General features: G+C 59.6%; 12 protein-coding genes. 8 read left to right on the top strand and 4 right to left on the bottom strand.

Annotated features, from left to right (window positions below; genetic code table 11):
* Together FEM54_RS12740 and FEM54_RS12735 are read left to right on the top strand one after the other, a co-directional pair.
* A partial coding sequence (locus tag FEM54_RS12740; RefSeq protein WP_477749730.1) for a MerR family transcriptional regulator occupies positions 1-185 on the top strand: 185 nt, incomplete at its 5' end.
* 72 nt (positions 186-257) lie between these two features.
* Positions 258-1,490: an NADH:flavin oxidoreductase/NADH oxidase family protein gene (locus tag FEM54_RS12735; RefSeq protein WP_138451193.1), complete on the top strand. Its 1,233-nt coding sequence runs from the start codon at positions 258-260 to the stop codon at positions 1,488-1,490.
* A gap of 7 nt (positions 1,491-1,497) precedes the next feature.
* Here the strand turns inward: FEM54_RS12735 and FEM54_RS12730 are convergent, their stop codons facing one another.
* Entirely contained in the window at positions 1,498-2,925 is a 1,428-nt protein-coding gene (locus FEM54_RS12730; RefSeq protein ID WP_138451191.1) for an MFS transporter, read from the bottom strand.
* 95 nt (positions 2,926-3,020) lie between these two features.
* Here FEM54_RS12730 and FEM54_RS12725 point away from each other — a divergent pair, with 95 nt between their 5' ends.
* Positions 3,021-3,644 carry a helix-turn-helix transcriptional regulator gene (locus tag FEM54_RS12725; protein ID WP_205894401.1) on the top strand — a complete coding sequence of 208 codons (624 nt, stop codon included), beginning with the start codon at positions 3,021-3,023 and terminating at the stop codon, positions 3,642-3,644.
* 267 nt (positions 3,645-3,911) lie between these two features.
* Here FEM54_RS12725 and cynR read toward each other — a convergent pair whose 3' ends face one another.
* Positions 3,912-4,805, bottom strand: coding sequence for a transcriptional regulator CynR (gene cynR, locus FEM54_RS12720; RefSeq protein WP_138451195.1), 894 nt, complete (start codon positions 4,803-4,805; stop codon positions 3,912-3,914).
* Between the two features lie 111 nt (positions 4,806-4,916).
* On the opposite strand from cynR, the gene FEM54_RS12715 reads away from it, so the two are divergent.
* The 4 genes from FEM54_RS12715 to FEM54_RS12700 all read left to right on the top strand — a co-directional run bounded on the left by FEM54_RS12715 (position 4,917) and on the right by FEM54_RS12700 (position 8,875).
* Positions 4,917-5,558 (top strand): carbonic anhydrase, encoded by a 642-nt coding sequence (locus FEM54_RS12715; RefSeq protein ID WP_017136973.1) that lies wholly within the window; start codon positions 4,917-4,919, stop codon positions 5,556-5,558.
* A 31-nt stretch (positions 5,559-5,589) separates the two neighbouring features.
* Positions 5,590-6,060, top strand: coding sequence for a cyanase (gene cynS, locus FEM54_RS12710; protein WP_138451189.1), 471 nt, complete (start codon positions 5,590-5,592; stop codon positions 6,058-6,060).
* A 67-nt stretch (positions 6,061-6,127) separates the two neighbouring features.
* On the top strand, positions 6,128-7,351 hold the full coding sequence (locus FEM54_RS12705; protein WP_138451187.1) for an amidohydrolase family protein: 1,224 nt from the start codon (positions 6,128-6,130) through the stop codon (positions 7,349-7,351).
* A 216-nt stretch (positions 7,352-7,567) separates the two neighbouring features.
* The gene (locus FEM54_RS12700) at positions 7,568-8,875 is read left to right on the top strand and encodes a hypothetical protein (RefSeq protein ID WP_138451186.1); all 1,308 of its coding nucleotides are present in this window, start codon (positions 7,568-7,570) and stop codon (positions 8,873-8,875) included.
* 179 nt (positions 8,876-9,054) lie between these two features.
* Here the strand turns inward: FEM54_RS12700 and FEM54_RS12695 are convergent, their stop codons facing one another.
* Positions 9,055-10,095: an alpha/beta hydrolase family protein gene (locus FEM54_RS12695; RefSeq protein WP_138451184.1), complete on the bottom strand. Its 1,041-nt coding sequence runs from the start codon at positions 10,093-10,095 to the stop codon at positions 9,055-9,057.
* 208 nt (positions 10,096-10,303) lie between these two features.
* Between FEM54_RS12695 and msrA the strand changes: the two genes are divergently transcribed.
* Positions 10,304-10,810 carry a peptide-methionine (S)-S-oxide reductase MsrA gene (gene msrA / locus FEM54_RS12690; protein ID WP_138451182.1) on the top strand — a complete coding sequence of 169 codons (507 nt, stop codon included), beginning with the start codon at positions 10,304-10,306 and terminating at the stop codon, positions 10,808-10,810.
* Positions 10,811-10,944: 134 nt separating this feature from the next.
* Here the strand turns inward: msrA and FEM54_RS12685 are convergent, their stop codons facing one another.
* Positions 10,945-11,268 (bottom strand): DUF6124 family protein, encoded by a 324-nt coding sequence (locus tag FEM54_RS12685; RefSeq protein ID WP_138451181.1) that lies wholly within the window; start codon positions 11,266-11,268, stop codon positions 10,945-10,947.
* Positions 11,269-11,674: the final 406 nt, after the last annotated feature.

Here is an 11,674-nt window from a genome sequence, read left to right as displayed (position 1 = left end):
TCGGTGGGCTCAAGCGCAAGGTCGAGGAAATCGAGGTGTTGCATCAACGCCTGGCGCAGAATAAGGCCCAGTTGCTGCGGGTGATTGACGGCATCGAAGGCAAGCCTGAGGGCGTGGCGTGTGCGGACAATGCGCAGTTGTTGCTCAACCGCCTGCAGGATGAGCGCGAGAAAGCCGTGCATTGACCTGAAAAAAGCCATTGACCTTAAAGTTGGCTTTAATCTTATGGTGGTCCCATGTCAACTGAGGACTGCTCCATGAATCTGTTCGATCCCCTGATATTACCCAACGGTTCGACCATCAATAACCGCATCGCCAAAGCCGCCATGGAAGAGAATATGGCAGACGCCGACCAGGCGCCTTCCGCCGATTTGCTGCGTCTCTACCAGGCCTGGGCCGATGGCGGTGCCGGCCTGATCATCACCGGTAACGTGATGGTCGACGGCCGCGCCATGACCGGCCCCGGCGGCGTGGTGTTGCAGGATGAACAGCAACTGGCCAAGTTCAAGCGCTGGGCGCAAGTGGGGCGCGCAGGTGGCGCGCAATTCTGGTTGCAGATCAACCATCCCGGCCGCCAGATGCAGGCCAACCTGGGGCAACAGACCTGGGCACCCTCGGCGGTCGCCATGGACCTGGGCACGTTATCCAAACACTTCAGCCGACCCCAGGCGATGACCGCCGAGATGATTGCCGAGGTTATCCAGCGGTTTGCGCGCACCGCTCGCCTGGGCGAACAAGCCGGTTTTACCGGTGTGGAAATTCATGCTGCGCATGGTTATTTGTTGAGTCAGTTCCTCTCGCCGTTGAGCAATCAACGCACAGACGCGTGGGGCGGCTCCCTGGAAAACCGCGCGCGGCTGTTGCTCGATATCGTCAAGGCGGTACGGGCGGTGGTTAGCAGGGAATTCGCGGTGGCGGTCAAACTCAACTCCGCGGATTTCCAGCGCGGCGGGTTTACCGCCGATGACGCCAAGCAGGTGGTTGAGTGGCTCAACGACTTGGGCGTGGACCTGGTGGAATTGTCCGGTGGCAGTTACGAAGCGCCCGCCATGCAGGGGGACGCGCGTGACGGCCGAACCCTGGCGCGTGAGGCTTATTTTGTTGAGTTTGCCCACGACATCCAGACGGTCGCTAGGATGCCGGTGATGGTCACCGGCGGTATCCGTCGACGCCCGGTGGCTGAAAGCGTGGTGCACAGCGGCGTGGACATGGTGGGCATCGGCACCGCGTTGGCGATTGATCCGCAACTGCCGCGTGCGTGGCTTGAAGGCAAAGACACAGCGCCCGAACTGCCGCCGATCACTTGGAAAAACAAAGCCTTCGCCTCCTTGGCCAATATGGCGCTGGTCAAGTTCCAGCTGCGCAAACTCAGCCAGCGCAAGCAGCCTGATCCCGGCGTATCACCGTTACGCGCATTGATCGAGCAGCAACTGGCCAACGCTTTGCGCACGCGGCAGTATCGCCGCTGGATCGCCAAACGTAGCGCGTAGGCGGTGGTCAGGACGGGGTCAGTTGCGCCGCCGCAACCTTCACCCGCGTCGCGCGCCGCGCCATCACCCAGGCCAGCACCGGCGCCAGGGTAAACAGGGCAAACAACCACTGTGCCGCGTTGGCGATGCCGGCATTGCCGGTGGCGTCGTTGATACCCGCCACGTTGGAAATCACTCCCGCCAATGCCGCGCCCAGGGCCATGGCGAACAGCTGCAAGGTGGTGATCGACGCGGCGGCCGTGTCCTTGTCCTGCTCCGACGCCACTTGCAGGATGCGCGTCAGCAGGTGCGGCCAGCCCAGGCCGATGCCGAAACCGACCAGGAACAGCCCGAGGCAGATCGGCGCCAGCCGCGCCCATTCACCCAGGCTTTCCACTGGCGTGGTGACGGCTAGCAGCACCAGCCCGGCCACGATAAACAGCGGCCCCGCGAGGATGGCGCGCTGTGCGCTGCGGCCGCTCCAGCTGGAACTGAGGATTTCCGACACGGTCCAGCCGGCCGCCATCAGCGCCGCCATGTACCCGGCAACCAGCGGTGATTGACCATGCAGGTGTTGCAGAAAATACGGCATGAAAATCTCGCTGCTCATGCCGATCACCAGCAGGCAAGTGGTTGCATACAGCGCGCACAGTGGGGTGTTGAACTTCAGCGCGTCCTTGGGCAGCAGGCGTATGGTCGCGTTGGACTCGTGGCGGATCAGCACACCTACCAACACGGCGCACACCGCGATGCCCAGCAGGTTCCAACTCGGCAGCGCCGACACGCTGCCTGCGCACACGGCCAGCACGGCGGCAGCCAACAGCACCAGTTGTGGCACCGGCAAGCGGGTCGGCGTGCTCGCCGTGGCGTCGCGTGGCGGTAGCGCGCGGTGGGTGAGGACCATATAGGCAAGGCTTATCGGCACCATGGCGCCGAAGGCGAAACGCCAGGCATCCATCTCGGCGAACACGCCACCGACCGCCGGGCCGACCAAGGTAGCCACGCCCCACATGCCTGACACCAGCGCCATTGCTCGCGGCCACAGGCGCTCCTCAAACACCAGTTGGATCATCGAGTAACACAAGGCCAGCAACATGCCGCCGCCCAACCCCTGTATCAAGCGCCCGACCAGCATCACCGGCATGTTTGGCGCCAAGGCGCAGATCAGCACACCGACCATAAAGATCAACGTGGCGACGGTATACGCCAGCCGCGGCCCGGTGCGTTGCAGCAGCTTGGAAGTGAGGGCGGAGCCGAGGATCGAAGCCACCACATACAGCGTGGTGCTCCACGCATACAGCGCCAGCCCGCCGATTTCGGCGACCACCGACGGCAGAATGGTCGTGGCGATATAAGTGTTGGTGGCATACAGCGCGATGCCGCCGGAAAGGGCGATGGAACGGGGGGCATTCTTGCCCCGGAGCAACTCGCTCCAGCTGCTGTCTTGGGTGTGCATCGACGATTCCTTGTGCCGCTGGCAGGCTTGGGTTAATTTGCCAAGTAATTGCTTTGAATATTGCGACGAGGCTGTTTATTTTGTCAAGAAACGACTTGGAATATTCGCCGGTGTCGCCGGCGGAGCGTTTGCTGCACCTGCTCAAGACCCGTGGGCCACAATTGGCCAGTGATGCTGGCGAGTTCCTCGGCACCACCGGTGAAGCGGCACGCCAGCAGTTGGTGAAGCTGGCTGCCAGTGGGTTGGTCGAGGCGCGCTCCGAGGTACGCGGGGTAGGGCGCCCGACCCAGGTTTGGCAGCTCACGGCGACGGGGCACGCGCGCTTTCCCGATACCCATTCCGAACTCACCGTGCAACTGTTGCAGACCGTGCGCGAGACCTTTGGTGAAGAGGCTATTGAGCGTTTGATTGACGTGCGCGAGCGCCAGACCCTGGCGTTGTATGAACGTGAGATGCAAGGCGTCAGCGGCCTTAAAGCGCGGGTCGAAAAGCTTGCGGCGCTGCGCACGCGTGAAGGTTATATGGCCCAGTGCAGCGAGCAGCCGGACGGTGCCCTGATCCTGGTAGAGAACCACTGCCCGATCTGCGCAGCGGCTACTGCGTGCCAAGGGTTTTGCCGCGCAGAATTGCAGGTGTTCGAGCAGGTGCTACAGGCCAAGGTCGAGCGCGTGGAGCATATTCAGTTGGGCGCGCGGCGGTGTGCTTATCGGATTCACTGAACGCGCCGCCGATTAAATGTGGGAGCTGGCTTGCCTGCGATAGCCATCGGTGTCTACACAGCTATTGAAGGTATCCACATTCCCCTGTGGCGAGCGGGCTTGCCCCGCGTTGGGCTGCGAAGCAGCCCTGAAATCAGGCGCTGCTTTTTTTCAGAAAGAGCGCGGTGGCATTACTGGGGCCGCTGCGCAGCCCAACGCGGGGCAAGCCCGCTCGCCACAACAGCCCGTTCAGCCTGTAGCATCGCAGCGGTGCGACGATTCGGCACGTCAGCTCCCTTCTCCCAGTGCTACCGCTACCTCTTTGGCCACCTCGATAAACGCCCGCGCCGCCGCACTCTGGTACACACCTTTGCGCTGCATCAACACCGCCGTGCGCTGCAACCGTTGCGGCCCCAGTTCAATGGCTACCAACTCGGGATGCGCCCGTGCAATCGCGGCCGGCAGTAGCGTCGACAGCGTGGTCCGGCGCACCACCTCGATCAATGCGCCAATCACATTGGCCTCCATCACCACGCGTGGGCGGATGCCGTGTTGGTTGCAGTAGCGGTCGATCTGCTCGCGGGTGGCGAACGCCTTGCTGAGCAAGATCAGCGATTCGCTATTGAGCGCCTGCAGCCCAATGGCAGCCTCGCCCGCCAACGGGTGTTGGCTGCCGACCACCAACGCCAGGGTTTCCACCAGCAGCGGGTAGCTGTCGATGTCGGGTGCGTGCGCTTGATCAAAGGCAATGCCCACATCCAGCTCGTCAGCCAGCAACTGGTTCTCCATCTGCTCCTGAGCGACCTCGCGCACGTTCAGCGTGATGTTCGGATAGCGGCGGTGAAAGGTTTCCACCAGCGGCCCCACCAGGTAGGTGGTGAAAGTGGGCGTAACAGCAAACCTCAGCGTCCCACGGCTCAAATCGCCAACGTCATGGATCGCACGCTGGCCTTCCTGCAGTTCCTGCGCCGCCCGTAACGCATAGCGCAGGTAAACCTCCCCCGCGTCGGTCAGACGGGTCTTGCGCCCTGAGCGGTCAAACAACTGCGCGCCGAGGCTCTCCTCCAACTGCCGCACTTGCTGCGACAGCGCCGGCTGCGAGACATGCAGGGCCGTCGCTGCCTTGGTAAAGCCCTGATGCTCTGCGACAGCAAGGAAGTAGTGGATATGTCGGGCCAGCATGCTTGTACTCATAAGATTATCTGATGTGCTTGATCGTATATGAGACTTTTACCTTATTTAAGTGGCTGCGTAACCTTTGCTTCATCGCATCGCGAACCAAAGGAGTCACCCATGCAAGACATCATCGACGGTTTCCTGAAGTTTCAACGTAACGCCTTCCCCGAGCGTGCCGGCCTGTTCAAAGACCTGGCCAACCAGCAGAGCCCGCGGGCGCTGTTCATCTCCTGCTCCGACAGCCGCCTGGTGCCAGAGTTGGTCACGCAGCGCGAGCCGGGCGACCTGTTCGTGATCCGTAACGCCGGCAATATCGTGCCGTCCTACGGCCCCGAGCCGGGCGGTGTGTCGGCCTCGGTGGAGTACGCCGTCGCCGCCCTGCAAGTCAGCGACATCGTGATTTGCGGGCATTCCGATTGCGGCGCCATGACCGCCATCGCCACCTGCAAATGCCTGGACCACATGCCCGCCGTGGCCGGCTGGTTGCGCTACGCTGACTCCGGCCGGGTGGTCAACGAGGCCCGCCAGCATGTCGACCAGCACGCCAAAGTCGCCTCCATGGTGCGCGAAAACGTCATCGCGCAATTGGCCAATATCCAGACGCACCCTTCAGTGCGCCTGGCCCTCGAAGAAAAACGCGTAACCCTGCACGGCTGGGTCTACGACATCGAAAGTGGCTGCATCCAGGCCTTCGATGGCCGCACCGGCCAGTTCGTCGCCCTTGCCGACAACCCGACTGCGCGCGCCGTTTCCTACTAACACCTTCCTTTTTACCCACGGAGATAACCCCATGATCCAGTCGCAAATCAGCCAGACCACTCGCCTTGCCCTGACCGACGTCATCCTCTTGGCTAAAGCCCGCAAAGACCTGTCGTTCGCCCAGATCGCCGAAGGCACCGGCCTGCACGAGGCCTTTGTTACCGCCGCCTTGCTCGGACAGCACCCACTGCCGGCCAGTGCCGCTCAAGCCGTTGCCGACACCCTGGGCCTGGATGCGGATGCCGTGCTCCTGCTGCAAACCATCCCGGTGCGCGGCAGCATCGGCAACGGCATCCCGACCGATCCGACCATCTACCGCTTCTACGAAATGATCCAGGTCTATGGCACCACGCTCAAGGCGCTGGTCCACGAGAAGTTTGGCGACGGCATCATCAGCGCGATCAACTTCAAGCTGGACGTCAAAAAGGTTGAAGACCCGGACGGTGGCTCCCGCGCCGTGATCACCCTGGATGGCAAGTACCTGCCGACCAAACCGTTCTGATCAGCTGAGTAACGGCCCGGCGCTGCAAGGCGCTCGGGCCACGGCAGCGATATTGAGGGTCGCAGTTATGGATTTGATCTTTCGTCATGTACGCATCGACGACGCACGGCCGCTGATGGATGTGGCAGTCAATAACGGCAAGATCATCGAGACCGCGCCGAACATTTCAGCCCACGCCCGGCAGGAAATCCAGGGCCACGGCAACGTGCTGATACCGGGTTTTGTCGAAGGGCACCTGCACCTGGAAAAAGCCCATGTCATGCACCGCAAGGCCAACCGTTCGGGCACGCTGAAAGAGGCGATTGCCGTCACGGCCGAACTCAAACCCACCTTGACCCGCGACGACATCCTCGATCGCTCCACTCAAGTACTGCGCGACCTGGTGCAAGCCGGCACTACCCACGTGCGCGCCCACGCCGAGTTCGACCCCGAGCAAGGGTTTACCGGCTTTGATGTGGTGCTGGAGTTGCGCGACAAACTACGCGACGTGATCGATATCCAGGTGGTCGCCTTTCCACAGGAAGGCATTCTGAAGCTACCGGGCATGCAGGCCATGATGGTCGAGGCCATGGAGAAGGGCGCCGACGTGGTGGGTGGCATTCCGTACAACGACAGCTCGGCGCACGCACACATCGACTATGTGTTCAGCCTGGCCCAGCGTTACGACAAGGATATCGACTTCCACCAGGATTTTGCCGACAACGCCGAGCACATGAGCATTGAATACCTGGCTCGCAAGACCATTGAACACGGCTATCAAGGCCGTGTGTGTGTCGGGCACCTGACCAGCCTGGGCGCCGTACCTGTGCACAAACAGCACGAAATCATCGCGCTGATGCGCGAGGCCGGCATCAGCGTAATGTGCCTGCCCGCCACCGACCTGCACCTTGGCGCACGCAACGATGGTCACAACGTGCGCCGCACCCTGGCGCCGGTGCGAGCCCTGCGTGATGGCGGCGTGAATGTGTGCCTGGCCACCAACAATATCCGCAACGCATTCACCCCGTTTGGCACCGGCGACTTGCTCAATATTGCGCAGTTGGCCATTCCCGCCTGCCACCTGGGCGGAGCGGATGATCAGGCCACGGTGTTGCCGATGCTCACGAGCAACCCGGCTAAAGCCTTGGGGCTTAAGCACTTTGGGTTAGCACCGGGCAAGGCGGCGGATCTGGTGTTGTTGGATACGCAAGCGGTGGGGGATGTGATTCTTGATCTGCCCGCGCGTCTGATGGTGCTTAAGCGCGGGAAGATTGTGGCGACGTCGGTGTGTCAGCGATCGGTGGTTTTCTGAGCGCTGTTCAACGTCAGAGGAAGTGCTGCATGGCGGCTATAGTGTGAATCCCCCCGCAGTATAAAGAGCTATGATGCCGTCAACGCAAAGCCTGTCAGCAATAGCGGCAGTATCGCGACTCTCTCGGTTCCCCACAGCGGTCTCCCATGCCTGTAGCACAGCTTGGGTATGCGGAGCCTGCAAATCGATAACGCTCTGACGAACAAGGATGTTTCCATGAAAAAGTTAGCGTCGGTTTCTGCCGATATTTTCCACAAGCACTACGCTGATAACGCCTATGTGAGCGCACATGGGGCAAAGTCCCTCGACCAGACGCATATCGTTACCTATACCCACTACAAACAGTTGCAGGGTGCCGGGTATTTTTTGAATGTTAATTTTATCGGAAAGTCCAAAGCACCCAGAGTAATTGTCGGTATTGGGGGGCTTGGCTTTGACTTGGACCGTGCCAAGTTCGAATACCAGCTAACAAAGTTTATAAAGTACCTGCCCGCGCATGTCGAGCTGTATGTTCATGCTGCGTGCCACGTGAAAATGCTCAGTTACGGTTCCGTGACAGTGTTGGGCTCACAGAATATTTCGTCGACGTCATTGCCGTATTTGGATGCGCAGGCGTCGCCGATCTCAAGACACCATGAGGTGCAAGTTGAATTTCAAGACGCTGATTTGACCTGCGCGCGGGCGATTTTTAATGAAATTTTATGCGACCCCAGCCTGCATATAAAGCTATCTAGAAAAAGTATTGCCACTGATATAGTTGAGCATTTACTTAAGGGGTTCAGCTACGAGGTTCATAAGAGAAATATGGAGCTTGCTAACGCCTTGGAGACATTTCTCGGTAAGGCTGAATTAATAGAGAAGCGCCTGGTTTTTGTTCCGGGAGCTGTAGAAAATCAATGTTTGGTTTCGTTGGTTCAGCGCATTTATGCAGCTAAAGTGGTGACGGAAGATCATGTCGATGAGTTGTTTGAAGTTCTCTATGCTGACGTAGGTGACTTTCTGTTGGATGAGGAATTTACGGATGACGTGTTTGAGATATCCCGAACTATAGAGTCGGTCAATGAGGCGTCTTTACCGGAAAAGGATCAGGTGCTCCCTGTTCTTAGGTCTATCTACTCAAAGGAAATGCCGCTGGCTGAAGGTGAAGCATTTTCCGAGTTTATCGACGAACTCAAGAGCGTTATAGAGCACCATAACGTTACTGACGCTTTGGCATTTGCCAATCAACACCAGGAACGCTTGGTGCAGAAGATTATAGAGAGTCCGGACTACAAACAGCAGGCGATAATGGACGCCACGGATAATGATGGGAGTATGGTTGAAGGTCGCATTCGTGACGCGCTATTAGACGGTCGCATTGACTTTAGTGGGTACGAAATGGAGTTGAATCTGGCTCAGTTTATTTCGGCCTTGCACGCCGTTATTGAGTCAAGCTATCTCGCCGTTGTGTTTAATACCTTTGAGAGGATGGGTGAGATGCACGCTAAACTTCTCAATATTTATCAGCGTGAATTGGGTGCGTAAGAATATTGCAGTCGGCAGTTAATGCCCGTTACCCCGGTGCAATGTGTTTTCTACCCCTCATTTTAGTTCCTACTGCTCCGAAAGATGGAGGGGAGCTTCGGTAATCCGAAAACTCCCCTCCATCGCGCGGTTCATGCCGTTGTGCACCTTGGCGAGCAATTCATTGGATAGCCTGTCCTTTAATGGCGAGCTGTCTGCCCCAGAAACCCCGTAATCAACCCCACCACCTGTTGCTGAATCACCGCCCGTGGCCGCCCACCCTCGCCATCACGGCAAATCATGCCATCGCCCGGCGAGCTTTCCTCAATCAACGCGATCGCGCCCGGTTTGCAGATCGACATAAAGCTGAAGTGCGTGGCGTCGCTGATTTCCACGTACTGCGTCGTGGCTTTTGGCAGGCGCTTGACCAGGTTGGCGGATTCCAGGTTGGGGTCCATATCCTCGGTTGGCACGCCGCCGGCGATAACCAGCGCAGGCACCTTGAATGCCGCCAGGCTGGCGTCGGTCATGCCGCGTGACAGGCCCAGGTCCAGAGACACGATGGCGGTGACGCGTTTGTCGCTCAAGTCCGCAGCCAGACGCGCTTTGCCGTCGGGTGTCGCGGCGGGGTTCATCTCATGGTAGCCGATGCAACCGCCCAGCTTCGGGTGGGCGGCGCAGTCGCGGGTGAACAGGTCAGGGTCGAAGCGCGCGCCGGCGATTTCCAGCACGGTCCAGCCGCCGAGGGAATGGCCGACAGCAGTAATGTGTTGGTTCGCCACCGCGCCAAACTGTTGCGGTTGAGCCAGCACCGCGTCGATAGCGCGGCTCAGGTCGGCCGGGCGTTGCCATAGCTGTGCGGCGGCTTGCGGGTTGCGGTCCTTGGTGGTGGTGCCGGGGTGGTTGACCGCCGCGACAATGTAACCTTTGTGCGCCAATGCACTGGCCAGCCACACCTGTTTGCCCCAATTGCCGCCGTAACCGTGGGACAGCACCACCAGCGGATGCTCGCCCGCAGCCGGCGGCGCGTCGGGCACGGCGAGGGCGCCGATGAAGACCGCGTTGTCGGCGATCAGCGTGGGTTTGGCTGAGGTGGTAGCGGGGTACCACACCACCAGCTCCAGTGGGCGATTGTTGTGCGCATCGTGCAGGGTGGTGGTTTTGAAACCGACCGAGCTTTCGTCGGCGAAGGCGGGGGCGGCCAGGCAGAGCAGGAACAGCGCGCGTAGAGCGGTTTTCATTGTTGTTATCGTCCTTGATTTAGGTAGCGAATCATCACCTGAAACCCTGTGGTCTGCACATCCCCTGTTTGCAGTTAATACCCGCCCCGTTGGGGATCGTTTCGCTAGCCCGTTCGTCTGTCAGTGTTTGAGATTAATCGCCTGTGCCACCTTGGTATTGGCCAACCCAGCCCCATAACTACCCTCGTATCCACTGAGGGCGCAGACCATGACCAACCCAACCGAAACCGCCATCCTTGCCGGCGGCTGCTTCTGGGGCATGCAAGACCTGTTGCGGCGCTATCCTGGTGTACTCAGCACGCGTGTCGGCTACACCGGCGGCGATGTGCCGAATGCCACGTACCGCAACCACGGCAACCATGCCGAAGCCATCGAGATTGTGTTTGACCCGGCGGTGATCAGTTATCGGCAGATTCTGGAGTTCTTTTTCCAGATCCATGACCCGAGCACGCCTAACCGCCAGGGCAATGACACGGGGCCCAGCTATCGCTCGGCGATTTATTACTTGAGTGACCAGCAGCGCGACATTGCCGAAGATACGGCGGCCGACGTGGACGCGTCGAAGCTGTGGCCTAGTCGAGTGGTCACCGAGATTGAGCCGGCAGGGCCGTTCTGGGAGGCGGAGCCTGAGCATCAGGATTATCTGGAGCGGATACCGAATGGGTATACCTGCCACTTTATTCGGCCGAACTGGAAGCTGCCGAAGCGGGCTTGAGGGCCGCCGAGATGATCGTTGCAAAATGTGGGAGCTGGCTTGCCTGCGATTACAGTGTGTCAGTCAATAAATTAGTTAACTGATCCTCCGCCATCGCGGGCAAGCCCGCTCCCACAGGGTTTTGTGTTTGATCGTTAGCCGGCGGCCTCGCGCTCCAGCAGCCTGTCCATCAGCAACACCCCCAACTCACTCAACTGGTGAATCGCCAGCGCCACGTCGCGCTGTTTTCCCGTCAAATCTTCTGACAGGTCGAGCAACAAGGCAGTGACCGAGGAAAAGGTTTCGTAGCTGTTGGTGATCAGGGTTTCGTTGCTGGCATCGGCCGCGACGTTGAACAGCGAAGGTGGTGACAATGCCGGGTCGGCTTTTGGATTGAGGTAGTGATCAATTGCGCGATGCGCGGCCTGGTTGAGTTTCAGGTCCGGTTCGCTTGGAGGGTTCGGCGTTATTTTGAACATACTTGGAATTTCCCACTTTAGGGCCGCCACCTCTGAGCTACTAAACAAAGGGGTGGCAGCTGTGCACAGGTTAGTAGACCGGGGAATTCCAAGAAAGCCGGCGCGCCCGAAGACGCCCTGCACACAGCCACCATCAAGCACGGACGAAGCCGTCCGACAGATGAAGCTCATGCACTGACTGGAATAACCCCGGGCTACTAAACCCGATCACTGAGTTGTCAGCGACCGAGCAACCTTAGAGACGCCCACCACAGCGCACAAGCCGGCGGATTCTGACGCAAGCGTAGGCAATGGAGCAAGGCGCTGTGGCTTCGGACTTTGCTGTTTCCCGCTTCGTTGTAGGACATGAGCCCTACACTGACCTAAATGTGGGAGCGGGCTTGCTCGCGAAAGCGGTGTATCAGCC

The organism is Pseudomonas edaphica, assembly GCF_005863185.1.
Taxonomy (GTDB): Bacteria; Pseudomonadota; Gammaproteobacteria; order Pseudomonadales; family Pseudomonadaceae; genus Aquipseudomonas; species Aquipseudomonas edaphica.
This window is presented reverse-complemented; position numbering and strand designations above follow the sequence as displayed.